At 55.8% G+C, this 24,523-nt stretch carries 25 protein-coding genes and 1 tRNA gene; 11 read left to right on the forward strand and 15 right to left on the reverse strand.

Features of this window, described 5'->3' with window-relative positions; translation table 11 throughout:
* The first annotated feature begins 19 nt into the window (after nt 1-19).
* Genes ACR0BD_RS12650 through ACR0BD_RS12665 form a run of 4 tightly spaced genes read left to right on the forward strand, consistent with a single transcriptional unit; the run spans nt 20 to nt 2,116 of the window.
* A complete protein-coding gene (locus ACR0BD_RS12650) occupies nt 20-652 on the forward strand; it encodes a DNA-3-methyladenine glycosylase family protein (RefSeq protein WP_480693643.1) in 633 nt (210 codons plus the stop codon).
* On the forward strand, nt 649-1,314 hold the full coding sequence (locus ACR0BD_RS12655) for an alpha/beta hydrolase (RefSeq protein WP_480830929.1): 666 nt from the start codon (nt 649-651) through the stop codon (nt 1,312-1,314). The genes ACR0BD_RS12650 and ACR0BD_RS12655 overlap by 4 nt, the downstream gene beginning before the upstream one ends.
* A gap of 2 nt (nt 1,315-1,316) precedes the next feature.
* Nucleotides 1,317-1,820 carry an N-acetyltransferase family protein gene (locus tag ACR0BD_RS12660; RefSeq protein WP_480830931.1) on the forward strand — a complete coding sequence of 168 codons (504 nt, stop codon included), beginning with the start codon at nt 1,317-1,319 and terminating at the stop codon, nt 1,818-1,820.
* Complete coding sequence (locus ACR0BD_RS12665) at nt 1,814-2,116, forward strand: putative quinol monooxygenase (protein ID WP_480830933.1); 303 nt, start codon at nt 1,814-1,816, stop codon at nt 2,114-2,116. Before ACR0BD_RS12660 ends, ACR0BD_RS12665 begins: the two co-directional genes overlap by 7 nt.
* Nucleotides 2,117-2,118: 2 nt before the next feature.
* Here the strand turns inward: ACR0BD_RS12665 and ACR0BD_RS12670 are convergent, their stop codons facing one another.
* Nucleotides 2,119-2,544, reverse strand: a complete 426-nt coding sequence (locus ACR0BD_RS12670; protein WP_480830935.1) for a VOC family protein — start codon at nt 2,542-2,544, stop codon at nt 2,119-2,121.
* A 31-nt stretch (nt 2,545-2,575) separates the two neighbouring features.
* Nucleotides 2,576-3,181: a pseudouridine synthase gene (locus ACR0BD_RS12675; RefSeq protein ID WP_480830937.1), complete on the reverse strand. Its 606-nt coding sequence runs from the start codon at nt 3,179-3,181 to the stop codon at nt 2,576-2,578.
* A gap of 210 nt (nt 3,182-3,391) precedes the next feature.
* On the opposite strand from ACR0BD_RS12675, the gene ACR0BD_RS12680 reads away from it, so the two are divergent.
* Nucleotides 3,392-3,979 (forward strand): HNH endonuclease, encoded by a 588-nt coding sequence (locus tag ACR0BD_RS12680; RefSeq protein ID WP_480693637.1) that lies wholly within the window; start codon nt 3,392-3,394, stop codon nt 3,977-3,979.
* Here the strand turns inward: ACR0BD_RS12680 and ACR0BD_RS12685 are convergent.
* A complete protein-coding gene (locus tag ACR0BD_RS12685) occupies nt 3,976-4,440 on the reverse strand; it encodes a disulfide bond formation protein B (protein ID WP_480830939.1) in 465 nt (154 codons plus the stop codon). The two genes, ACR0BD_RS12680 and ACR0BD_RS12685, sit on opposite strands and share 4 nt — an antisense overlap.
* On the reverse strand, nt 4,437-5,015 hold the full coding sequence (locus ACR0BD_RS12690) for a YqaA family protein (RefSeq protein ID WP_480693635.1): 579 nt from the start codon (nt 5,013-5,015) through the stop codon (nt 4,437-4,439). Before ACR0BD_RS12690 ends, ACR0BD_RS12685 begins: the two co-directional genes overlap by 4 nt.
* A 144-nt stretch (nt 5,016-5,159) precedes the next feature.
* Between ACR0BD_RS12690 and ACR0BD_RS12695 the strand changes: the two genes are divergently transcribed.
* The 4 genes from ACR0BD_RS12695 (at nt 5,160) to ACR0BD_RS12710 (ending at nt 9,726) form a co-directional block, all read left to right on the forward strand.
* Nucleotides 5,160-5,245 (forward strand) — tRNA-Leu (locus ACR0BD_RS12695).
* Nucleotides 5,246-5,616: 371 nt separating this feature from the next.
* Nucleotides 5,617-6,585: a TAXI family TRAP transporter solute-binding subunit gene (locus tag ACR0BD_RS12700; protein ID WP_480693634.1), complete on the forward strand. Its 969-nt coding sequence runs from the start codon at nt 5,617-5,619 to the stop codon at nt 6,583-6,585.
* A gap of 103 nt (nt 6,586-6,688) precedes the next feature.
* Complete coding sequence (locus tag ACR0BD_RS12705) at nt 6,689-9,298, forward strand: TRAP transporter permease (RefSeq protein ID WP_480830941.1); 2,610 nt, start codon at nt 6,689-6,691, stop codon at nt 9,296-9,298.
* Nucleotides 9,295-9,726, forward strand: a complete 432-nt coding sequence (locus tag ACR0BD_RS12710) for a universal stress protein (protein ID WP_480693632.1) — start codon at nt 9,295-9,297, stop codon at nt 9,724-9,726. Before ACR0BD_RS12705 ends, ACR0BD_RS12710 begins: the two co-directional genes overlap by 4 nt.
* A gap of 6 nt (nt 9,727-9,732) precedes the next feature.
* Here the strand turns inward: ACR0BD_RS12710 and ACR0BD_RS12715 are convergent, their stop codons facing one another.
* The 3 genes from ACR0BD_RS12715 to ACR0BD_RS12725 are packed head-to-tail and all read right to left on the reverse strand — an operon-like array spanning nt 9,733 to nt 13,821.
* Nucleotides 9,733-10,773: a lipocalin-like domain-containing protein gene (locus ACR0BD_RS12715; protein ID WP_480830943.1), complete on the reverse strand. Its 1,041-nt coding sequence runs from the start codon at nt 10,771-10,773 to the stop codon at nt 9,733-9,735.
* Nucleotides 10,763-13,177, reverse strand: a complete 2,415-nt coding sequence (locus ACR0BD_RS12720; RefSeq protein WP_480830945.1) for an ABC transporter permease — start codon at nt 13,175-13,177, stop codon at nt 10,763-10,765. Before ACR0BD_RS12720 ends, ACR0BD_RS12715 begins: the two co-directional genes overlap by 11 nt.
* Entirely contained in the window at nt 13,174-13,821 is a 648-nt protein-coding gene (locus ACR0BD_RS12725) for an ABC transporter ATP-binding protein (protein WP_480830947.1), read from the reverse strand. Before ACR0BD_RS12725 ends, ACR0BD_RS12720 begins: the two co-directional genes overlap by 4 nt.
* Before the next feature lie 165 nt (nt 13,822-13,986).
* On the opposite strand from ACR0BD_RS12725, the gene ACR0BD_RS12730 reads away from it, so the two are divergent.
* Complete coding sequence (locus tag ACR0BD_RS12730; RefSeq protein WP_480693628.1) at nt 13,987-14,421, forward strand: ion channel; 435 nt, start codon at nt 13,987-13,989, stop codon at nt 14,419-14,421.
* Here ACR0BD_RS12730 and cls read toward each other — a convergent pair.
* The 3 genes from cls to ACR0BD_RS12745 all read right to left on the reverse strand — a co-directional run bounded on the left by cls (nt 14,418) and on the right by ACR0BD_RS12745 (nt 18,499).
* The gene (cls, locus tag ACR0BD_RS12735) at nt 14,418-15,830 is read right to left on the reverse strand and encodes a cardiolipin synthase (RefSeq protein WP_480830949.1); all 1,413 of its coding nucleotides are present in this window, start codon (nt 15,828-15,830) and stop codon (nt 14,418-14,420) included. The two genes, ACR0BD_RS12730 and cls, sit on opposite strands and share 4 nt — an antisense overlap.
* A 22-nt stretch (nt 15,831-15,852) precedes the next feature.
* Nucleotides 15,853-16,827, reverse strand: coding sequence for an HAD family hydrolase (locus tag ACR0BD_RS12740; RefSeq protein ID WP_480830950.1), 975 nt, complete (start codon nt 16,825-16,827; stop codon nt 15,853-15,855).
* A 61-nt stretch (nt 16,828-16,888) separates the two neighbouring features.
* The gene (locus ACR0BD_RS12745; RefSeq protein WP_480830952.1) at nt 16,889-18,499 is read right to left on the reverse strand and encodes an arylsulfatase; all 1,611 of its coding nucleotides are present in this window, start codon (nt 18,497-18,499) and stop codon (nt 16,889-16,891) included.
* A 199-nt stretch (nt 18,500-18,698) separates the two neighbouring features.
* On the opposite strand from ACR0BD_RS12745, the gene ACR0BD_RS12750 reads away from it, so the two are divergent.
* Nucleotides 18,699-19,379 (forward strand): Crp/Fnr family transcriptional regulator, encoded by a 681-nt coding sequence (locus tag ACR0BD_RS12750; RefSeq protein WP_480830954.1) that lies wholly within the window; start codon nt 18,699-18,701, stop codon nt 19,377-19,379.
* A 3-nt stretch (nt 19,380-19,382) separates the two neighbouring features.
* On the opposite strand, the gene ACR0BD_RS12755 is transcribed toward ACR0BD_RS12750, so the two are convergent.
* From ACR0BD_RS12755 to ACR0BD_RS12775, 5 genes are read right to left on the reverse strand one after another with little or no spacing between them, the layout of a single operon-like run.
* Complete coding sequence (locus ACR0BD_RS12755) at nt 19,383-20,609, reverse strand: hypothetical protein (RefSeq protein ID WP_480830955.1); 1,227 nt, start codon at nt 20,607-20,609, stop codon at nt 19,383-19,385.
* Nucleotides 20,606-22,111, reverse strand: a complete 1,506-nt coding sequence (locus tag ACR0BD_RS12760) for a VWA domain-containing protein (RefSeq protein WP_480830956.1) — start codon at nt 22,109-22,111, stop codon at nt 20,606-20,608. Before ACR0BD_RS12760 ends, ACR0BD_RS12755 begins: the two co-directional genes overlap by 4 nt.
* Nucleotides 22,108-23,058, reverse strand: a complete 951-nt coding sequence (locus tag ACR0BD_RS12765) for a VWA domain-containing protein (protein ID WP_480830958.1) — start codon at nt 23,056-23,058, stop codon at nt 22,108-22,110. The genes ACR0BD_RS12760 and ACR0BD_RS12765 overlap by 4 nt, the downstream gene beginning before the upstream one ends.
* A gap of 29 nt (nt 23,059-23,087) precedes the next feature.
* The gene (locus tag ACR0BD_RS12770; protein ID WP_480830960.1) at nt 23,088-23,561 is read right to left on the reverse strand and encodes a DUF4381 domain-containing protein; all 474 of its coding nucleotides are present in this window, start codon (nt 23,559-23,561) and stop codon (nt 23,088-23,090) included.
* Nucleotides 23,558-24,505: a DUF58 domain-containing protein gene (locus tag ACR0BD_RS12775; protein ID WP_480830961.1), complete on the reverse strand. Its 948-nt coding sequence runs from the start codon at nt 24,503-24,505 to the stop codon at nt 23,558-23,560. The genes ACR0BD_RS12770 and ACR0BD_RS12775 overlap by 4 nt, the downstream gene beginning before the upstream one ends.
* Nucleotides 24,506-24,523: the final 18 nt, after the last annotated feature.

The following is a 24,523-nucleotide window of genomic DNA, read 5'->3' on the forward strand; positions in this document are numbered from 1 at the left end:
ACCAAAAGCCGGAGCGTAAATGTCTGTCGGACGTATCATCGAAACCCCAGACTGTGTCGCCGAGGGGGCAGCGTGGCTGGCGGATGCGTGCCCACGCATGGCTTATGCGATGGAGCAGACTGGCCCATTACCATTGCGGCGTCGACCGGACGGTTTTGCCCAGCTTCTGAGTGCGATCGTCAGTCAACAGGTGAGCGTCGCGTCGGCGAATGCAATCTGGAAACGGCTGCAGGATGCAAAACTGACTGGGCCGCGGAAAATAATGTGGGCGTCGGACGACGACCTGCGCGCGGCTGGTTTAAGCCGGCAGAAGATGCGCTATGCGCGTGCACTCGCAGAGGCGCGCATTGATTACAAAGCATTGCGAGACGTTCCTGACGCGGAGGTTGTGTCCACATTGACCGAAGTTCCGGGCATTGGTGTCTGGACGGCCGAGATTTACGCGATGTTTTCACTGGGCCGGGCCGATGTGATCGCGCCCGGAGACCTCGCGCTCCAAGAAGCCGCGCGTATCCTCTATGACCTGCCGAAACGTCCGACCGACAAACAGCTTCGTCAAATGGCCGAAGCCTGGACGCCGTGGCGGTCTGTTGCGGCCCGGGTGCTGTGGGCCTATTACCGAGTGGCCAAAGAACGAGAAGGGATCAGATGACACGGGTATTGAATGCGCTCCGAAAAGAGCCAGTTTCGGGCGACACGCGGTCGGTTGTGGTGTTTGTGCATGGCTACGGGGCTAACGGAGCCGATCTTTTGGGCCTTGCGGATCCGCTGGCCGAGCATCTGCCGGACACTTTGTTTGTTTCGCCCGATGCGCCCGAACAAATTCCCGGAATGCCCAACGGGTTTCAGTGGTTTCCTATCCCTTGGATCGACGGGTCATCTGAAGAAGAAGCGCGCCGTGGCATGGAGATGGCGGTTGAGGACTTCAACGCCTTTCTCGACGCTCTGATGGTGGACGAAGACGTGTTGCCCGAGCAGGTGGTACTGTTTGGATTTTCCCAAGGCACGATGATGAGCCTTCATGTCGCTCCTCGACGAGAGGACCCGGTGGCAGGGATCGTCGCATTTTCTGGTCGCTTGCTTGAACCGGACCTGCTGCCGGACGAAGCGGTAAGCCGGATGCCCGTGTTGTTGGTTCACGGCGATGCAGACGACGTGGTCCCACCTCAATCATTGCCTGAGGCAGCCGAAGCCTTGCAAGCGGCTGGATTTAAAGAAGTCTATGCCCACGTCATGAAAGGGACCGGCCACGGAATCGCGCCCGACGGCTTAAGCGTTGCGCTGGCGTTTATGCGCGACAAGCTGAGTCTCTGACCATGATCATAGTCCGCCCGATGATGCGAGAGGATGTGGCAGCAGCCTGCCAAATCCTGAACCAGATCATTGAAATCGGGGGGACGACCGCCTTTGAGACGCCATTCTCTGAGGCATTGTTTGCGCAGAGTTATCTGAACGGCGCGGATAAAATCTGTTGTCACGTCGCGCTTGACCCGCAGGGGGAAGTAGTTGGGTTTCAGTGGTTGGGAACAAATGAGGCTTTGCCCGACGATTGCGCCGATATCGCAACCTTCACCCGGCGAGATCCTGTGCTGAAAGGGGCCGGGCGCGCATTGTTCGCCGAGACATCAAAATATGCAGCCGCGGTTGGACTTACGTCGTTGAATGCAACCATACGGGCGGACAACAGAACGGGTCTGAGCTATTACGAGAAAATGGGTTTTCGCGATTTTTCAGTCTCTTACGGAGTACCCCTAAAAAACGGCACGCCGGTAGACAGAATTTCAAAGCGATTCCATCTGAGGAAGGAAACAGAATGCTAGTAGTAACTGGAACGGTTGAAGTTGCACCAGACGGCGTTGAAAACGCCATCAAAGCGGTTCAGGAAATGGTTGCCGAGACGGTGAAGGAAAATGGCTGTATCGTTTATGAGTTCAGCCAAGTTCTCGGAAAAGAAAACCTATTTCGTGTTTACGAAGAATGGGAAGACCAAGCTGCCTTAGAAGCGCATTTTGCAACGGAACACATGGCCAGGTTCCAATCTGCGTTGGGTGAGGTCGGCGTGATCGCCCGTGATGTCTATCGGGTTGTCGGTGGTGAAAAGCACCCGCTGAGGTAACCTTAGCCCCAAAGTTTGGGTTCAGCGAACTCTACCGAGTTTCCGGCGGGGTCGCGCACATAGACGGACTTTGCGCCATTGGGCCAATCGAACTCGGCGTCGATGGGAACATTCCAGTCGATCAGATGTTTGCGCATCACCTCGATTTTTGCCCGATCCATTGAGAGACAGACGTGTCCCGCACCGCGAGCACCATGAGGTGGCACCGGCAAGTCCGGATTGCCGGGCGGCTGTTCTGTTTCATCGGGGTTAAAGATCAGCAGAACGGATGCGCCGACGCGGTAAAACACGTGCCGATTTTCGACGCGTTGAATTTTGTCCAGCGCCAGAATCTCTCCGTAAAACTGTTCGGCCGCGTCAAGATCGTCGACGTATAACGCAGCTTCCAGAATGCCTTCCGGCGAAGGTATGCCCGGTGTGACTTTCATGGGGTAACCCTATCACAAAAGGGCGTTTTTGTCACCTGCGCTGGCGGCGGTCCCGCTTGCGGGGCGGTGGGGTGTTTAGCGCGGGTTCCGGAAGGCTGTCCCAATGTCCGGGCTCCAGCCCATCCAGTGACCATTCCCCGATACGAGCGCGTATCAGGCGCAGGGTCGGATGGCCGACAGCAGCCGTCATGCGGCGTACCTGCCGGTTGCGTCCTTCGCGTAGCGTCAGTTCAACCCAACTGTCCGGAACGGTTTGGCGTACGCGGATCGGGGGTGTGCGCTGCCAAAGGCCGTCAGGTTCGTCAATCAAACGGGCTTTGGCAGGGCGTGTCAGGCCATCCTTCAGCTCGATACCATCACGCAGCGCCTTCAGTGCGGCTGCATCCGGCAGACCTTCGACCTGAACCCAATAGGTCTTGGACATCTTATGTTTGGGGTCCGAAATCTGCGCTTGCAACCGCCCATTGTCGGTCAACAGCATCAGGCCTTCGCTGTCCCGGTCCAGTCGACCGGCCGGGTAAACGTTAGGCAGATCTATAAAGTCCGAGAGCGTACGGCGCGGCGAATCGGCGTTCGCGCGGTCCGTGAATTGCGGCAGCACATCGAAAGGTTTGTTGAATCGGATAAACCAGCCCATGCCTCGCCATAGCCCGAGGGACACGGTGTGTGCAACCTGTGGATATCTGTCACGATGCTGTTACGGATTCGGCTTAACCAATCCCGAGATATTGTGGAAACTCAGGGCTTGTCAGAGTTTTAACACGATATATAGTTAAGTGAAGGCCGGGGCGGGTGTTCCCCGCTCTGGTGTCATAACGGGCAGAGCAGAGCGAGGAGCGATTCAGATATGGATGGAGACTTCAGGACCGAATTTGTCAGGGAACCCGGTGCGCTAAAGCATCATCCGGCATTGGTTTTGAACGCTGATTATCGTCCCTTGTCTTACTATCCTTTGTCCCTGTGGCCGTGGCAGGAAGCGATAAAGGCGGCCTGGCTGGACAGGGTGGATATCGTGGCTGAATACGACGAAGTTGTCCGAAGCCCGAGTACCGAGATCCGAATACCTTCGGTCGTTGTACTCAAGGATTACGTAAAACCCAGAAAGCGCGTGGCCTTCACGCGCTTTAATTTATTTCTGAGGGATGAGTTCCGCTGTCAGTATTGTGGCAGTCGTGGTGATCTGACGTTTGACCATGTTGTACCGCGTGCTGCGGGTGGCGTGACCAGTTGGCAGAACGTTGTTGCTGCATGTAGCCCCTGCAACCTGCGCAAAGGGTCCAAGTCGCTTCGGCAGGCAGGAATGACACTACGCAAGCCTCCTCGCCAGCCTGCCGCTGAAGCATTGCGCAACATTGGGCGTAAATTCCCACCAAACCATCTGCACGACAGTTGGATTGATTTTCTGTACTGGGATGCAGAGCTCGACGAATTTTAACGGCTCGCCCGCCACGCGGCGAGCCAAATCAAGCACAGAACGCCCGAAATTACGGCGTTCCAGCCAGCCATTGAAAGGCCCAGCATTTCCCACGGGATGTCGTCGCAGCGGACCAATGGGGCAGACATGATCTGATCCATTAGTTCTTGTGTGGACAGCCCGCCAATGTCACCGGATGTGCAGCTTGTCGGTCCCTCCCACCACTTTTGCTCAACGCCTGCGTGGAACACTCCTATGGCAGCGGTTGCCAAAGCTGCGGCGGCCCCCAACAAGGGCAGCAGGTTTACGCGCGGCAGGGCGAGCGCGGTAGCACCGATCAAAACCGCTGCGCCGTGGGGGTAGCGTTGCCAAATGCACATCTTACACGGTGCCAGCCCGCCGATATACTGAAAGCCCCAAGCACCCAGTAGCAAAGCCGCTGAGCCTCCGGCGGCCAGCAATATCAAAGTGTTGCGTGTCATAAGTACTTCACCGCGACGAAGCCACCAAACAGCAGGATGATGAACAGGGTGAACATCAGCCCCAGTCGTTTTTCGATAAAGTCACGGATAGGCTCGCCGAACTTCCATAGCAACCCGGCCACCAAGAAGAACCGCAGTGCGCGCGCCAGAATGGACGTGGCGATGAAAGTTCCCAGCGGCATGCCTGTCCAACCGGACATGATGGTGATCACTTTGTAGGGGAAGGGCGTGACACCCGCGGCCAAAACGGCCCAGAACCCGAAATCGTTGAAGCGGGTGTTGAATTCTTCCATGGCATGCGCCTTGCCCATCGACTCCAGAATGGGCTGGCCGATGCTTTCATAAAAGAATGCTCCGATGGCGTAGCCAAACAGACCACCCAGCACCGAAGCCACCAAGGCAACCATCGCAATCAACCACGCGCGAGACGGCCGGGCGAGAATCATGGGAATCATCAGCACATCAGGAGGAATCGGAAAAAACGAGCTTTCGATAAAAGCCACAATGGCGAGCGCCCAAAGCGCGTGCGGATGTTCAGCCAGACGGATGGTCCAGTCATAAAGCGATCGCAACATAAAGCGTTTTTTCCTAATCTCTGACCGTTCCAGCCAAACCATGCGCCTGATGAGGCGTCAACCGCTCCAACCAAAACAAACTGGAATTAGGTTGGTTTTTGCCTCTGGACGTTCCCGGCTGTCGGCGCTAATCCAGTGTTCGTGGCCCAAGTGGCGGAATGGTAGACGCAGGGGATTCAAAATCCCCCGCCTTCACGGGCGTGAGAGTTCGAGTCTCTCCTTGGGCACCACATCAAGCTTTTCCGCTATCTTAGATAGATCCAAACCTCTGTATCGTAAGTTTTAGGATCTCGCTCGGAAACAAAGAGCAAACCGGATTCTGCTGTCAAAACTCAGTTGCTGTTCCCTGTGTGGCTAAGCGGTTTGCCTACGGGGAAACTTCGCAAAACACCATCAGATGTGAGGAACCGGCGCGTTCGATCCGGTGCGGGGGTTGACAAGTCGAGTATCTGAATGAAACGTCAAATGAGTTGGGAGATTTTTTAAATTCAAATGCTTGATCCTGTTGCATGACAGGCAGGCTTGCCGTACCGGCAAGGTCCCAGTTGAGGGGCCTGCAAAAGGTCTCTCATCCACAAAAAAAGTTTGGGAGTTCTCAAAAATGAAAAACAGCAGCAAGCTTAGCCTTGGCGCGGTAGTGACCGCAGCTCTGATGGCTCCGGCAGCGTATGCGGAAGAATTCATCACAATTGGTACCGGCGGCGTAACCGGCGTGTACTACCCGACAGGTGGCGCGATTTGCCGTCTGGTGAATAAGGGCCGCAAAGAGCACGGCGTGCGTTGCTCGGTCGAATCGACGGGCGGTTCTGTCTACAACATCAATACCATTCGCGAAGGCGAGCTTGAGTTTGGTGTCGCTCAGTCCGACTGGCAGTACCACGCATATAACGGCACCTCGAAGTTCGAGGATGCGGGCGCGTTTGACAAGCTGCGCGCGGTGTTCTCGGTCCACCCCGAGCCCTTTACCGTTGTGGCCCGTGCGGATTCGGGCATTTCCACCTTTGAGGACCTCAAGGGCAAACGCGTGAATATCGGCAACCCTGGCTCTGGTCAGCGCGGCACCATGGACGTTGTTTTGGAAGCGATGGGTTGGACGCTCGACGACTTTGAACTGGCGTCCGAGCTGAAAGCGGCCGAGCAGTCGGCGGCGCTGTGCGACAACCAGATTGACGCGATGATCTACACCGTTGGTCACCCGTCCGGTTCCATCCAAGAGGCAACCACTGCCTGCGATTCCGTTCTGGTTAACGTAACCGGTGACGCCATCGACGGTCTGATCGACGGCAATTCGTACTACCGCACCGCCACAATTCCCGGTGGCATGTACCGTGGGTCGGATGGTGAAACCACCACATTCGGCGTTGGTGCAACCTTTGTGACATCGGCGGATGTGTCGGATGACGCTGTTTACGCCGTGGTCAGCTCGGTCTTCGAAAACTTCGACGACTTCAAAAAGCTGCACCCTGCTTTTGCAAACCTCAAACCCGAAGAAATGATTGCGGACGGCCTGTCGGCGCCGCTGCATCCGGGTGCTGAGAAGTACTACAAAGAAAAAGGCTGGGTACAATAAGCCAGACCTGATGCAGGGCGCCTTTGGGCGCCCTGTCACTTAAGCCCGATTTGAACGGGTGCTGAATAAGGCCGCAAAGGCCAAAAAACGGGGAGACATTCCGATGAGTTCCGACACGCAATCCAATCGACCGTTATCCGAAGAAGAGCTGCAGGACCTTGTCGCGTCTTCTGATGCAGGTGGGCGAAACCCTGTTGGCAGTGTTGGGATTTTTCTGGCCGTAGTTGCCGCGATCTGGTCTATTTTTCAGGTCGTTCTGGCGTCTCCGATCTCAAATGTCGTGCTGCCGGGCAGTGTGGTTAATAACTCGCGCCAGATTCACTTGGCCTTTGCGATGTTTCTGGCCTTTGCGGCCTATCCTGCGCTGAAATCCAGCCCGCGTGACTATATTCCTATTCAGGACTGGATTATGGGGGCACTTGGGGCCTTCGTGGCGCTGTATGGGTATTTTTTCTACACCAAAATTGTGAACGCAGGCGGTCTGGCTGACGATACGGATAAATGGATCGCGCTGGGTGGCTTGTTGTTGCTGTTTGAGGCCGCGCGCCGCGCGCTTGGCCCAGCTATGGCGATTATTGCTACAATCTTTTTAGGTTACGTGTTCTTCGGGTCCTCAGAGTGGGTGCCAGAAGTCATTCGTTGGAAAGGGGCCAGCCTTAAGAAGGCGATGAGCCATATGTGGATTACATCCGAGGGCGTATTTGGCATCGCTCTGGGTGTTTCGACCAAGTTTGTGTTCTTGTTCGTGCTGTTCGGTGCGTTGCTGGATAAAGCCGGGGCCGGGAATTACTTTATCAAGATGGCCTTTGGTGCGTTGGGCCACCTGCGGGGTGGACCGGCCAAGGCTGCGGTTGTCGGTTCGGCGGCGACTGGGCTTATCTCAGGCTCTTCCATCGCGAATGTTGTAACCACCGGGACGTTTACCATCCCGTTGATGAAACGCGTGGGCTTTTCCAGCGAACAGGCCGGATCGGTCGAGGTCGCAAGCTCTGTAAACGGTCAGATCATGCCGCCAGTCATGGGCGCCGCGGCATTCTTGATGGTGGAATATGTGGGTATCTCGTATGTCGAGGTTATCACCCACGCTTTCCTGCCCGCAGCGATTTCCTATATCGCTCTGGTCTACATCGTGCACCTCGAAGCGGTGAAGCGGAACATGCCCACATTGGGTGATCGCGACGTGCATCTGGCGCGAACTGTCCTGGGTATGCTGTCTTTCTTCCTTGTCTTTGCCGGGCTCTGCTACAGCTCGCAATTTCCGGTCGAAGCAGTGACGAATTGGGCGCCATCGGCTGCCGGTATGATCCTGAGCCTGATCGTTTGCGCCGTTTACGTCGGATTGCTGTATCTGGCGTCTCAGGTGCCTGACCTTGAACCCGATGATCCGAACGCGAAAGAGGTTACGCTGCCTGTCATCGCGGATATCTACAAGGCAGGTTTGCACTATTTGCTGCCGATCATCGTGCTGGTCTATTTCCTGATGATCGAACAGAAATCGCCGGGTTTGTCTGCTTTCTGGGCGACGGCGCTGTTGTTTGTCATTCTGGTCACGCAAAAACCCCTTAAGGCTTTGTTCCGTGGTCAAAGCAACCTGTACGACAACTTCATTGATGGTGTTGCGGACCTTTGGCAAGGGTTGATCGACGGCGCGCGCAACATGATCGGTATCGCGCTGGCGACGGCGACTGCTGGCGTGATCGTGGGCACGGTGACATTGACCGGCGTTGGGCAGGTGATGGCTGACCTTGTCGAGTTCCTGTCCGGCGGCAACTTGATCCTTATGCTGGTTATGGTCGGGCTGCTCAGCCTGATTTTGGGCATGGGCCTGCCGACCACTGCGAACTACATCGTCGTCAGCTCTCTGATGGCCGGTGTTGTGGTCGAGTTGGGTGCGCAAAGCGGATTGATTGTGCCGCTGATCGCCGTACACCTGTTTGTCTTTTACTTTGGGATCATGGCCGACGTGACCCCACCAGTGGGGTTGGCCAGTTTCGCCGCCGCTGCGGTGTCTGGTGGCGACGCGATCAAGACAGGGTTCACGGCGTTTTTCTATAGTCTGCGGACCGTTGCGCTGCCGTTTGTGTTCATTTTCAACACCGACCTGCTGTTGATCGATGTCACCTGGGTCGAAGGCATCATAGTGGCGGTCTTTGCAACGATAGCGATCCTTGTCTTTACCGCAGGCACAATGGGGTATTTCCTAACGCACAGCCGTATCTATGAAAGCGTCGCGCTTATCGCTGTCGCGTTTGCGCTGTTCCGACCAGATTTCTTCATGGATCGGATTTCACCCCCATTTACGTCGGTTGAACCCGCAGCGCTCGTTGAAACGATCGGACAAACGCCACCGGGGACCGAGGTTCGAATGGTCGTGGCAGGGCCCGATTTCGACACGCTCGAGATGACAGACACAACCATCGTTGTGCCGGTTGGCAGTGAAGAAGGAGGCGAAGCGCGCCTTGAGGCTTTGGGCCTGTTGCTTCTGGAAGAAGATGGTCTGGTTAAACTCGAAGAGCCATTCCCAGGAACTCCGGTATCCGGCGATCTGGATATATTCGACTATTACGGGGATGAAGCGGTACGTCTGACCTCGGTCAGCTTACCAGCAAGCCAGCCTCCGAAACAACTGGTCTATATCCCGGCCTTGATATTGCTGGGTCTGATCGCCTTCCTGCAACGCGGCCGCGCCGCCAGACAAGAGGTGCTCGCATGACAAATTCCGTACTTTGCGCCGTAGATATCAGTAACGGTCGTCTGGACGTGCATGTGCTTGAGAAAGCCGCCGCATTGGCCGACTTAGAGAATGCGCAACTGGATGTTGTAACTGTCCTGCCGGATTTCGGTGAGAGCTGGGTATCGGGTTTCTTTGAGACGGACTTTCACGACAAAGCCCTTGAGAAAGCACAGACCGAGCTTTCTGAGCTATGCATGTCCACCTTGGGACCCGAGCGTAACGAGAAAATCCGACATGTTGTTGCGACAGGAACTGCGTATCAGGAGATTCTGAAGACTGCGGAAAGTGCCGGATCGGATCTGATCGTGATCGGCGCGCACAAGCCGGATCTAAAGGACTATCTGCTGGGGCCGAATGCGGCGCGTGTTGTACGGCACTCGAACGTTTCTGTGTACGTTGTGCGATAAACGCGGTTAGTAGCCCGTCATTTCAAGGTAGCCGCGCCCAGTGTGGCTGCCCGATACAATGACGGGTCCTTCCCAGTATTCAAAGCGCGTTGCCATCCACGCATTTGGGGTTAGGGCTGAAACCTCAACATCCACGTTGTGTTCCGGAAGAGTGACCTGCCAATGAACAGGAACTTCTCGTCCGGCGACTTGAGTCGTGTTCAGGGGCGCAATGCGCACTGAACCATCGGGCAGGGCGGTGGTTGTTCCGTCGGCGTTGATCCAGGTTGCGGCGGTAAAGTCCTGACGGTCCCCGCGCAACCGGAACGCCATCATTTTGTTGCCGTTCTCAAAGCTAAGCGAGAACCAATCCCAACCGTTTTGATCCGTTGCCAGTGGTTGTGAAGACCATTCACGATCCAGCCACCCTTGTCCCGAAACAGAAACCTCACCTTCGGGCAGACGAAGCGTTCCAGTCACTTCAAAAAACGGTTGAGAATAGTAATAGCTGGCCTGCCCATCGGCGGATTTGACCGAATATCCTGCTTCACCGTGAAACACCAAGGGACCGTTGGCGTTCAACGTCACCTGATACCCAAAATCGTCGGCATTGGCACGCAGGTCTAACTGATCTAAATCCGGGCCGCGCATGTACCAATCGTCGATCCACGCCTCAAACGGTTCGGCGTTGACACCCGCCTGACCGATCCCCCCGCGCGATAACCGTTCTGCAAAATAATGCGCTTCAGGCGTTGTGACTGCCGCGTGCCCCATCCATAGCTGAGGGCTTTGCCACCCGTCCGCTTCGTTGGGTTTGAGCGCCGAGCGAAAAAGCGTCCACTGCAGGCCATAAGATTGCCCATCATCGCCCGATAGATTTGCCGTCAGGTACCACCATTCGATCCGGTAGGCTGGGTGTGGGCCGTGATCTTGTGGAAATTGAAACTCATACCCTGCTTGCGGCACGTTGAAACCTTCGGCCGATCCACCCAATCCGGCATAGCCTTGCGCCCAGCCGAGGCCCGGTAGCATCAGGAAAAACGAAAGGACCAGCGATCTAACGTTCATTGGCAAACACTCTCAGCAAATCGGCAGGTGGAAGTTGAAGCAACCGAAGGGCGGGAACAGCAGCCGCGGCAACCCCCGCCAACAAAGTCAGGACAAACAGATACCCCCAGTCCGTCGGAAACAGATACATCGGCAAGCGCCAGCCAAAAGCCTCGACGTTAATAACCGCCAGCAAGGTCCACGCCAAAACAAGGCCAAGGGGTAGGGCAAATACTGCCGTCAGAGCGGCCAGTAGAACGCTGCGCAGCAGCTCGAGCCGCGCCAGCTGCGCGCGGGTCAACCCCAAGGCCCAAACCGGCGCAATCTGTGGCAAACGCTGGGTCCACAACGTCAAAAGGCTGGTTAGGATCGCAAACGCCGCAACGCCAAGGGTCAGAACGTTCAGGGCTGATGTCACAACAAAGGTTTTCTCAAACACGGCTTTGGACTGCGCTTTCATTGCCGCCTGTTGGATCACGGAACCGGGGGGAAGGCCAAATTCCTCCCGCAGGGCCTGTGCTAGTTCAGTGGCGCGGTTTGGATCGACCCGGACGCCAAAGCGTCGAGCCTCGGCCCCCGGTGCGATCGCATCCAGCTTTGCCATCGAAACAATCGCTTGCCCCGTGGGGTTGCCATAATCGGAATAGACGCCGGCAATGGGCAAGGTTTCATTGCTGGTAACGGCCAGAGTGTCACTGGGCCAAAGATCGGCGCGCCGTGCCAGTTGTTCATTGATAAGAATAGCGGTGCCACTCATGACCTGATCCCATACATCCGGCGCGGCAGCGATCAACGGCCAATAGTCCCGGTAGGTTTGGTCATCCACAATGCCGTATAAGAACAGCGGCCCGGTGTCGTGGCTTAGTTCGACACTACGAATGGGCAGTACCGCATCTGCGCGTGGGGTCAGCCATTGGGTGATTTCTCGGCCTTGCTGCTCGTCACGGGCCGTCAGGTAAAGCTCGGAGGTCAGGCGCTGGTCCAGCCAACCGGTGAAGGTCAGCCGAAAACTGGAAACCATTGTGCCGACGCCGATATTCGCGGCCAAGGCAAGCAGCAGAGCCATCATGGCCAGCGATAGCCCCGGTAATTGAGCGCGCATGTCGGACCAAATCCATTGCGCGACCACACCTTTGGCGCTGCGTTGCAAGAACCTGAGGGCATATGACAACAACACGGGCAGCAACAAGGCCCCTCCGATCAGCAGGCCCGCCAGCATTGCGAACCCGGCGATCAAACCTCCGAACAAGATTTGCGCCAAAGCTCCGACGATGATTGCGCCAATCCCGAGTATCGGGGTAAGCAGTCTTTCCGACGCTGCACCGCGCCATGCCTGAACGCCCGCGCCAGCTAACAGGGGCATTCTTGAAAGGCGGAACAGCGCATGTCCGCTGGCCAGCAGCGTTCCACCCAAGGCCATCGCCAGCCCTGCTGCAATCCATGTACCTTGTAAGGCGAGTTGCCCGCTAATTGATGCCCCGTACAGGCCGCGCAGGGTTGCTGCGACGTCCGGCAGCAGAGCGCCGGCGATGAAGTATCCCAGAACAAGGCCCAACATGCCTCCGATCAGGGCGAACACTGTCAACTCGGCCATGATCATCCAGACGAGGTGGCGCATGGATACGCCCAGCGCCCGTAACGTCCGGATCATCCCGCGCCGCTGCGCAAATGCCAGACCGACTGTGCCGTGCACTATGAACAAACCGACGGCAAAGGACAGCAGACCGAAAGCCGTCAGGTTCAAATGAAAGCTGTCTGTAAGTTGCGCCGTGTCCAGTTGCGAGGATGCGGCGACCCGTGTGAGCGAAGGGGTAACATCCTGCAGTTCCGGCAGGTTCGCGGGCTGGCTCGGCAATATGATCAACCGAGACACTTGCCCGGGTTGGTTGAGTAGTGTTTCAGCGACGCCGATATCGGTCAAAACAAGGTCCGGAGGCAGATTATCGGTTTCCAGAACCGGCGGCAGTCCTTCGACGTCGTTTAATACTTGCGCCAAAGCCGGGGTCGTCAGCAACCGACCCGGCGCGGTCAGGATATCCGCAGGCTCCAGAGGTGTCTCTGCTTGCTCGGCCTGAGTTACGGCGGGCAGGGCGGGGTAGGTGAGCATATCAATCCCCATCACCTGTACTGTTTGATTGCCGATGCGCAATGGACCTTCGAGAACCGCGGCAACCTGCCAACCGGCCCTGCGTAATGCAACGTATTGCTCGACCGGGAACAAACCGGAAGGATCGCGAAGCTCATCGTATTGTCCCAAGGCAAGCTGGTCATTTGCACGTTGATAGCTGGCGCGCGCCTCGGCGTTGATGGCCTGCACGGCGGACCAAAGTGCTGTGGCCAGCGCAAGGCCGATCAACAGAGTCGCCAATTGCAGCCGATGCGATCGCCAATGGGACCACAGCGCCTGAAGGATTGCCCGTGTCATGAGATCAGACCGCCTGTCAGATGCAGGCGCCTGTCTAACCGGGCCGCAATGTCTTGTGAGTGGGTCACCAGCAACAATGCGGTTCCAGATTCCTCGACCAAAGACAGCATCAGGTCCAGAACGTTTTTGCTGGCCGTTTCGTCCAGATTTCCGGTTGGCTCATCCGCCAGTAACAGTTTCGGGCGCGACGCAAGCGCACGACCTATGGCGACGCGCTGTTGTTGTCCGCCCGATAGGTTTTCGGGATACCGGTCCGTTAGCTCTGAAAGTCCCAGCCTAGCCGAAAGATGTGCATTCCAGGCTTCGTCGTCCTGTCCGGCCAAACGTGCATGAAAAGATATGTTCTGAGCCACCGTCAAAGATGGGATCAGATTAAATTGCTGAAAAACGATCGAAATAGTGTGGCGACGCAGCTTTGCCCTGCCCGGATCATCCAACCCGGACAGTTTTGTCCCGTCCAGAGTAATCTCACCTTCGTCAAAGCTGTCCAGCGCGGCAGCAAGGTTTAGAAGGGTGCTTTTGCCACTGCCGCTTTCACCGGTCAGGGCCAGTGTCTGCCCCTGATCCAGGTTGAACGAGACCCCGTTCAAAACGGGGCGTCCGCCGGGATAGGATTTGCGGACGTCTTCAATATTCAGCAGCATGCACAAGCCTCTTACCGTGTCCGCAACAATGTGTGTTCCGGGCATTCGGTGTCCAGTGCAGACGCGAATTCGTTTCCATTCGTCGCAGTGCATATGACGGGGTTGTAGCGCCGTACCTAACCAGTCATTGTTACAGGGATTTTTGCAAAAAGTGGCGGCTGACCGATGACCTTACTCGAGCAAATTCTTTGGGGCAGTATCTATCTTGGTATCTGTTTTGTGCTCGAAATTGCGCTTTTGACTTGGTGCACGCAAACGATCCGGGGGTTGTCGCTGCGGCTGGAAAACAGCAAGCGGTTCATCACGATTGCCACGCCCCTTTGTGTTGCGCTGTTCTTTATCGTGGCCATCCACACGTTTCAGGTTTGGTTATGGGCCGTGGTCTGGGTTTTGGGGGATGTTTTGCCTGACTGGAACTCGGCGCTGTATTTCTCGCTCGTGACGTTCACGACGCTTGGTTATGGCGACATCGTGCTGGGTGAGCAGTTGCGCATCTTTGGCGCGTTTGCATCGGTGACCGGTTTGCTGGCGTTTGGGTTGTCGACCGCGTTTATGGTGGCCTTGATGACGCAAGTCTTCAAGGAAGAGCTTATGAATTAAAGGATGGGCGCAAACAGCCGCGCAATCGGAGAGCCAAAGCGGATGTACACCGGCTGTTCCGGCAGGTTTTTGTTCAACTCGTAGCAATCTTTGAAATCAGCCTCCAACATCTGGGCAACCGCGTCAGCCGCGCGTTTGTTAAAGAACAGGGCCATCGCTTCGAAATTCAGACGGAAGGATCGGTTATCCAGATTGGTCGTGCCAACCCCTGCTAGTGTATCGTCGACCACAAATACCTTTTGGTGCATGAAGCCGTCGGTATAGCGAAAGACACGCGCGCCGCAGTCCCGGATTTCGTCAAAATATGCAAACGCAGCCAACCATGGCAGACGATGGTCAATAACCTCGGGCACCATAATTCGCACATCAACACCTCGTAGGGCTGCGTGTTGTAACGCTGTCATGATGTCTATGTCCGGCACGAAATAGGGCGAGGCGATCCAAAGGCGTTCTTTTGCCTCGGTAATCGCGGCAAAGAACATCATGGCTCCGGTTTCTGTTTCGTCGCCGGGGCCTGTTGCGACCAATAAGGCATTCATGTCCTGATCGGATTCGGTGCCTGCCCAGTCCAACTGGTCGATCAGATCTTCTTCGTGGGCCCAATGCCAGTCTTCTGTGAATATCAGTTGTAACTGGCGGACGATATGGCCGGTCATGCGGACATGCGTGTCCCGCCAATGACCGAAATACTTGCTCTGTCCCAGGTACTCGACCCCAACATTATGGCCGCCGATAAAACCGGTTTCACCATCTATGATCACGGTTTTTCTGTGGTTTCGATAATTCAGTTGGAACCTGTACTGAGGACCACGGCGATCACGCGGATTTGCAATCTCGATCCCCGCTGCGCGCAAGGTGTCGAGATAGGTCGTTGGTAGACCATAGCTTCCAACCGAGTCCGTCATGAAACGTACACTCACCCCGCGCTTGGAAGCAGCAATAAGTTTTTGCTGTAGCTTTTGACCCAGCGCATCGTCCCGAACGATGTAGAATTGGATCAGAATATAGTTTCGTGCTGCGTCGATGGCTTCGAATATCGCATCAAACGTGGCTTGCCCGTCGATCAGAAGGCTTACGCCGTTACCGCGCGAAACCGGCAGGTGGGCAAGCGCTTCGAACGGGCGCGGGTTAATCAGCATCGAATCCGGGTCAGGTTTGGAAAAGTCGGCAAAGGTTTTGATCCCTTCAACCACGGTCTCGCTTTGCTTGCGCGCTATGCGGTAGCCGCGAAACCGGTGGTGGCCCAGAAACAGGTACAGGGGCACTCCAAATACCGGTGCTGATATCAGGAAAACCACCCAGCCAACTGCACCCTGTGGTGTTCGTGCAGTCTGTGCTGCTCGTATCGCAAAGAGAACCGCCGCCACGTAAAGAAAAAAGATGGCGGCGGAAACAAAGACTGTCCACATGGGGTTAGGTGTCCCGATCTTTCTATTCGGAGCCAGTGTAGACGCGTTTCCAATCCTCGGCCATATCGACGATGACCCAGCCCATGTCTGGACCTTTGTCTAGCCCGTCGACTAGTTTTCCAATCGGGCTTTCCCGGTCATAGGCCCATTCCCGTTCACTGTCCGTGTGATGTACAAGAATACCCAATCGCGGCCCGTCACCGGCTGTGGTCCACTCGAGCATGGCAAAGTCTCCGTCCGAGTTGCCCCCGGCCAAAATCGGACGCCGACCAATCGTGCGTTCGATGTTTATCGGCTTGCCTTCCTTGTCGTCTATGAAAGCAATTCCCGGCGCTTTCACGATTGTGGGGGTGCCGTCGCTGGTGTTGTATGTTGAATCGCCGTAAGTGCCCAACACTTGTTCGGGGTGAATCCCATATGCCTCTTCTGCAAAAACACGCATGAAGTGCAGACCGCCCCCGGAAACGATGTACGTGCGAAAATCTTCATCCCTCAGATAGCGCAATAGTTCGACCATCGGCTGATACGTCATTTGGTCATACAGAAGCTCGGTTTGCGGGTGACGGGCCGTCATAAGCCAATCCGCGACTGAGACTTGAAAAGCTTCCACGCTCATACCCGAGTGGGAGGCGTTGATAACCTCTATCAAGGCGTCATGTCCTCCGTCCACGATCGCCTGGACGTCACCCTTGGCGGCGGTTTCAAGGGTCGGCGAACTAAGAATAGAGGGGTCCGCTTCGGCCAGTTCCGCCAGCCGTTCCATTGCAAAGATCATCTGAAAATAGACTGGCTGTTCGGCCCAAAGCGTACCATCGTTGTCGAATACGGCGATCCGCTCAGCAGGGGTCACGTAGTCCATGTTGTTGGGATCGGTGACACTTCTGACAAAGTCCATGATCCGCGCTTTGGATTCAACATCCTGCCAGCTGGGCAGCGGATCGGCGCAGACAGTGGCAGCAGTAATAGACAAAAGCCCTGAGAGTAGTGCGGCTTTCATATCAAATTCCTTTTGACGTAATGATGAAAGGGCCGCGGTTTTGCGGCCCTTTGTCTTTTTTTTAGTTGTTGGTCGGGGTCGCCAGCTTTTCCATAACCTGATCCAGGTTGAAGCTTGCCGCTTTTTGGCGCGGCGGGAATTCCTGGAAGGTCGCCAGGAAGTTGCCGACATATTGCTGCGCAGGCACCAGGAAATACGCACGATTCAACAGCCAATCATAATAGGTGTTGGATGTACGATAGGCACGCTCATAGGGATCGCGTCTTAGGTTGACGATCAGCGGGATACGCAGCTCTGTCCAGGGTTCCATCCAGGCACGCAGGGTTGCCCAAGCCTTCTGCTCAAGGAAGATCAGCTTCCAATCGTCGAACCGCAGCGCCGTCAGGTCGCCATCATCCGAGAAATAAAAGATTTCGCGGCGTGGGCCTTCTGTGGCTTCGCCGGTCAGAAGGGGCAGGATGTTGTAGCCGTCCAGATGCACCTTATAGTCGCGGCCCATTCCAGATGAGCTGTACCCGGCTTTCAGCTTTTCCTTGATGTCTGCGTCACCGGCGACGGCCAGATAGGTGGGCAGCCAGTCCATGTGGTGCACGATCTCATTGGTGACAGATCCAGCTTCGATCTTGCGCGGCCAGCGTACCATCGACGGGACACGCCATCCGCCTTCCCAGTTGGTATTTTTCTCACCCCAGAAAGGAGTCGACGCCGCGTCCGGCCATGTGTTCATGTGCGGGCCGTTGTCTGTCGAATAATGCACGATCGTGTTGTCTGCGATGCCGAGCTCATCCAGCAGGTCCAGCAACTGACCGACATGCATATCATGTTCGATCATGCCCGCTGTATATTCATCGGCCACACCACCAAAGATTTCGTTGGCCTGTGCACGCATTTCGTCTTTGACGTGGGTGCGGAAGTGCATCCGGGTGCCATTCCACCAGACATAAAACGGTTGCCCCTGCTCATGCGCACGCTTGATGAAGTCGATTGCGGCGGCAACGGTTTCCTCATCCACCGTTTCCATGCGCTTTTTGGTCAGCGGGCCGGTGTCTTCGATCGTACCATCGGCTTTGGATTTGATCACACCGCGTGGGCCGTAAGCTTCGCGGAAGGTCCGACCGTCGGCCAGAACCGCATCGCCCGGATAGTCTTCATTCTCGGGCTCTTCCTCAGCGTTGAGGTGGTAGAGATTTCCGAAGAATTCGTCAAAACCGTGGTTTGTCGGCAGGTGTTCATCTTTGTCACCCAGGTGGTTCTTGCCGAACTGACCGGTGACATAGCCGTGGTCTTTCAGAAGGCCAGCAATCGTTGGGTCCTCGACCTGCATACCAAGATCGGCGCCCGGCAGACCAACTTTTGACAAGCCGGTGCGGAAAACCGACTGTCCCATGATATAGGACGAGCGACCGGCGGTGCAGGATTGTTCACCGTAATAGTCGGTGAAAATCATGCCTTCTTTGGCGACACGGTCGATGTTCGGTGTCTGATATCCCATCAGGCCCATTGTGTAGGCCGAGATATTGGATTGACCGATATCGTCCCCCCAAATGACCAGAATGTTGGGCTTCTGATCTTGCGCCCAAGCCGGAAGCGCAAGCGCAACGGCGAATGTAGCCACGGCAACCTGACGTAATTTATTACGCCAGCCGTCTGTCCTCAAACGTGGTGGTGACATTGTGTTCTCCTGATCTAGTTCAGCCGAAACGGCCCGAGGATGTATTTGAAAGAAAAAGACGGTAAGTCGTTGAAATACCGCTTTTTTGAATGCATTCGATCAGGGCAGAAACTAAGTTCAGGCCGTAGAATCGAACTCTGCCAGTCTAAGATACGAGGTGGAATATGAATCTATCATATGATTATATTGGAAAGTACTAATGTTAGATAAAACCAATAATTTGAAGCTGTTGCAGAATACGGCTTGGTTCTCGAACCGATCTGAGCGGTTTCAGAACGATTTGTTGTCATGCGGTATGGCCAAAGCGTTCAAATGCGGAGAGCCGTTGTATCACTACGGCGATCCTGTGGACGGTGTGTACGCTGTTTTGTCCGGGGGTATTCAAGTGTCCGCGCCTGCGGATGATGGTCAGGAATTTGTGGTCCATCGGGCGGGCGCCGGTTTCTGGATTGGAGACTTAGCCCTGTTCGCCGAAGAGCTTAGGCTGGTCAGCGTTGTGGCGACCGAGGACACTGAAACGCTGTTCTTTCCAATTGCACGGATAAACCGACTGGTTCAGGACCATCCGGAGTACATTCGCGACTTTTACGAGATGTCTCACCTCAACATGCGAACAGCCCTGCGCATTATTGCTAACCTTGTGGTTACTGGCGCAGAAAAACGGCTTGCTTTGCGGTTGCTTCATCTGGACGAAGGAACATGCAAGCAAGACGGTTGGATTATCGTCTCTCAGGATGAACTGGCCGAAATGGTTGCTGTGTCGCGTCCGACCTTGCACAGAAACCTTCATCGCCTGGCGGATATGGGCCTGATTGACATTGGTTATGGGCGTATCTTGATCAAAGATCGACTGGCGTTGATCTCAAGCTGCCAAACTTGAATTCTAGGGGTTCAGTGGGGGAAGATCCCGAAGCGTTCGTCTGGGACGCGTTGTCAGTTTTTCGAGCGCAGCAATTGCACCGGGCCAGTCGGGCTCGGCCTCAGGAGGTTTGGCAGCGTATTTCGCAGCGCCGATCTTTGCGAGATGGGCTTCAAACGGCTCCAAATCGGTGGAACTTTCCATGCGTGATTTCCAGGTTTCCAGCGCCGAATAGGCGTCGGACAAACTGTGATCGGAGAGTGCTTTTTTAAGCTGCGCCAGCGCATAATCCGGAGACGCACGATAGGCGTTCGCTCGTTCAAAACGCCAGCTTTGGAACCTAGGCCAGATTACCTTGTACGCTGCGAAACTTAACAGCCCCAAGAGAACAATATAGGGCAGGGCGTTCAGCATTTCGCGTGGTTGAAATGCCTCCGGCGTGGGGCCGGTTAGCTGTAAATCCACCGCAGGAACGGTAATTTCTTCAATGCTGTTTGTGTTCAAATTGAACCAGCGCGCGGTAATCTCTGGCAGTGATGTCTGCCCTCCCGCTTGGACAAGGAAAGTCGTTTCGTCGACGCGTTTGCCGGATAACACACCACGATCTTCGGACTCTGAGAACCGTGGTTCCTTGGGATAGGCGCGTAGCAAAGGATCCGTCGCGTCCGGCAGCAGCGTGGGTATCAGAATGGGGCTGGTTCCCGAAATGCTTGCTGTCAGTCGACGTGTGATGGCATCTCCTGCCGTTAATTCAGTCGCGCCTTCGATCTCTTGCGTCAGTTCGAACCCGGTTGCGATGATCAGCGGATCAAGGTCGCGCGCGGCATCGGGAATGGTGGCCGTGAGGGAAATGGCCGGTATCGGTATGGATGCCTCAAGCGGGTCGTTTGTCTCTGGGTCAGCGTAAGTCACGGTCACGGTTTGAGGGGCAAATTCCAAAAGGCCGGGCGACAGCGGGTAGAGGCGGTAACTGCGTTGCACGCCGGACCATGTCTGCCCATCCAGAACTTCGCTTACAGGACCCGAGGCTCGCTCAGGTAAACGCACTAAAAGGTCTTCTTGCTCAAGCGTTGGGAACGCTGGAGGGTTTGGCATGTAAGTCGGGACGAGAACCTTGATACGGACAATGACAGGCTGCCCAACGATGACGGTTTCCTCGGCTACGTCGACCGAGACGACCGGCTTTGCAGCGGTCTGCGCGAACAGAAAACTCGGCAAGATGAACAGGGTTAATAAAACCGCGTATCTCATTGCGCCTGCTCCTGATTTTCCAACAAAAACCGGTTTCTCAGAAAATCCTGCATGTCCGTGTCTATTGCGCTGATCCACTGATCGGCCGAGAGAGGCTTTGAACCTTCTTGCGGGGCCTGTACCGTCGTGTCGTTGCCCCGCGCTGCATCGTTGTCAAAAACGATGTCGTCGGCACCGATCCCGGCTTCTTCGCCAGTATCGGACTGTTCGCGTGTAACTTCCACATACTCCAGAATAGCTTTGGAAACCTCAAGATTATGCTCGGCCTCTGGCCATCCGGGCCGGCGTTCCAATGCGGTCTCAAAAGCTGTAATCGCGGGGCGGTACTCTCTGTTTCGAATGCGCGCCATACCTTCCGCAAATGCCGCCTCCGGAGTTGTTAGCTCTGCCAGCAAGGCGGCAGCGTCCGGGTATTTTCCAGCTTTCAACAAAGCGTACCCTCGATGATAAGGGTCTTGGAACAAGTCTGCCGCACGTGCGTATTGCTTGCGGTTCATCGCGATTTGACCTTGTTGATCAGGCGTCAGAAACCAATCCTGCCAACCATCCGCCCGCGCAGGTGCTGCCGGGGACATGATTATTGCGGCCAGAAACAGCCAGCGGATCACCCAGCCTTGCCTAAACCACAGCAGTGTTAGCAAAGCTGCAGGCCAGGCCAGTATCCAGCCCCGGTCTTGCCATTCAACTCGTTCGTCATCATCAAGCGCGTTGCCGTAAGCTGTCTGGATGCTTCGGAACAGTCGATCCACGTCTTGATCGCCGTTCGAGAATGGCACGACGGTTGCATCGCTTAGCTTGTTCAACTGTACGATCTCGGCACCATTTGGGAGCATCGTCAGAAAGAAGAGCTGCGCTGCATTAGTGTTCATAGCTTCGATTTCTGACGGGGCTATGTCATCCAGAACGAATAGGATGGAACCCGGTGCTTGGCTGGTTTCCAGTACGTCCAATCCGACCGCCAGTGCATCGCTCGCAGCATCCCCGGGTTTTGGCATTACAGCAGGGGTCAGGCCTTCCAACAATGGTCGAAGGATGTTCGCATCTTCTGTCAACGGTGCCACGCGATGCGGTGTTCCGGCGTAAGCAATCAATGCAGTTTGAGCACCTGCGCGCGCATTGATCAGATCCGCTATCTTGAATTTCGCGCGTTCAAGTCGGGATGGCGCCAAATCCGCAGTTTCCATGCTCTCAGTGACTTTGAGGGCGATAACCAGAGGGGCGGCGTCCGCCAACAATGGATTTGGTGCGCGCGACCAAGTTGGGCCAGCGGCTGCCAGCGTAAGTAGGGCTGCCACTAACATCGAGACATCTGCTGGTGTGACCCGGCGCGCGCTATTGCTGCCGACTTGCAAAGCCTGTGCCAGATGCGGTGCAATACCGGCTTGCAAAGCCGACTGCTTTGTTGGTTTTGGTCTCATGACCCACCAAAGAAGGGCAATGGGTATCAACAGGACCAGCCATGACGGGCGGATAAAGTGAAATTCGGCAAGCGCTCCGATCATTGGACGCTCCTGCGGTGCTGGTTCACGTGCAGTACAGAGACGGCAAGTAGAACAAGGATCACGGCCGCCAAAAGCGGGTATTGGCCTAGGTTCTCGCGGGGGCGATAGCTTTGGGTCTCAACCACACGCGGGTTTTGTGCATCGATCTGCTGGTAAATTTGGGCAAGTGCGGCCTGATCATTGGCGAAGAAATACTGCCCGCCTGTGCGCGCGGCGATGTCCTGTAGCGCCTGCAGGTCGACCCGGTCTTCGCCACTTGCGTTCGGGTCTCCGACGCCAATTGTGTTTATGACAACACCCTTATCGGCGGCCACCGCAGCGGCGTTGACGGGCGTCATACGGCTGGACGTATCGGCACCGTCACTGAGGACGATCATCAGGCGTTGATCCACCTCGCTGGAGTCGAAGGTTCGCATCCCCAGCCCGATTGCATCGCCTAACGCGGTGTTGGGGCCTGCCATCCCAACAGCCGTCTGATCAAGAAAACCATTCAGGCTGTTTAGATCTTCGGTAAATGGGGCCTGAACAAAGGCGCGTGTTCCAAAAATGATCAGGGCCATCCGATCACCATCGCGCGCGGCAATAAAGTCACGCAGGACGTCCTTAACAGCCTCTAAACGCTGTGTTGGAGCGCCATCGGCCGCCGCAAAATCCCTTTGATCCATAGAACCGGAAATATCGAGCGCCAGAACAACGTCGCGGGCGGACTTTTCCACGATGATCGGATCCGCTAGCCTCTCTGGTCGCGCAAGGGCCGTTACCAGTAGACACCAGACCAAAACAACAACGGCAGTCGCAAAATCCGATCGCGACCGGATCATGGAACCGGACTGTGGCTTAATCCCGCTGGCTTGCGCGACATGGCGAAAGAACGGAATTCTGATTGCGGATGTTTGTTCGCGATAGGGGGGCGCCAACCAGTAGATCAAAGCCGGTAACGGCAGCATCAAGAACGCCCATGGTGCAACAAAGGAAATCAATTGGGTATTCCTTGCACTTGGTGGGTTCTGACCCAGACTTGGGCAGCTTGCACAACCTCTGTATTGGATACGGACTTTTTATAGGGCGCTTCTGTCAGCGATTGCCCCACCGCTGCGCTGAAAGACGCCTTGGATGTGCTGTTCAGAAAGTTCACCCAGTCCGGGCCATACAGACCAGCCACGCGCGCACGCGGGTAAGCGGCCAGTGCGGTGCGGCGCAGGATTTCAGCGATTTTACCGACGTCGCCATTGGCCTCTTCGATCTGCCTAAGAGCGCGATGTCGATAGGCATTTCTGTTGCGATGTCGCCTGAATAAGACAAAGGCAGCGGCCAGAGCACCCAATAGTAATACTAACACTAAAAGCCACCCTACCGTTTGGGGTGTCATAGGAATTGGTACAGGCGGCGGAGCGGGTTCGAGCATATCCAAAAGCTCGACAAGGGTTTTGCCTTCCACGTCGACGCTCATGTGCGCCCCCTGCGGTGGCCAAACAGCTGTAAGAGTTGATCTAGCGCCGGTTCTTCGGTGTTTAACGGAACGATCGGAAACCCATATCGCTTGGACCAAGCAGACAGGTTTGACAGTCTGCTGTGCAGGGCAGCTTCGATGCGGCTTGCTAATTGAGGGTCATTGCCGTCGATTTCGATTTGTCGCGCGCCGTCTGAAACGGTGAACTTCGCGCCCTGAGGCACGGCCTGAGCGCTTGGATCTGAGATATTGAATAATATCAGATCGTTGGAATGCGAAATTCGGCTCAATATCCTCTCAGAATCGTCGTTTAGACCATCGAAATCCGAGAACACGCAGACAAGACCGTTGGTATTAGCAAGACGCGCGGCTTGCTGCAGGACATTGTTGAGTGTCACCGTTGGGGCCGGGCGCATCTTGGCATTCAGGCTACAGTTCATCGCACCTATCGAGGTCAAAAACTGCATCAGGGCTTTGTTCCGCCTTTGCGGGCGATGCTCGGCAAGGGTTGAATCCCCGAAAACGATACCGCCAACCCGGTCCCCTTGCCCCAGAACACGGTGGGCGGCAATGGCCGCAGCCTCGGCGGCGATGACCGATTTCATGTACACCTTGGTTCCAAAGAACATCGACACACGCTGGTCCACCAGTAAAAGCGCAGGGCGGTCGCGTTCCTCGGTGTAAACGCGGACGTGGGGCTCGCCTGTACGCGCTGTCACCTTCCAATCAATCGTGCGAATGTCGTCTCCGGGTAAATACGTGCGAAGTTCCTCGAAATTCAATCCGCGTCCGCGCAGGCGCGAGGCATGGCGACCGTTTAGGATCGAACGGGCCGGCTGATGCGGTAAAAGAGTAATGGCCTGGGATCTGGATTCTAGTCGCAGCAGATGTGTCGCATCCACATGGATGCGTCGGTCATCAGAATATGTGGCGATTTGGGCCACTCAGCTGGTTCCTTAAGT

Source organism: Ruegeria sp. G5, from assembly GCF_056533365.1.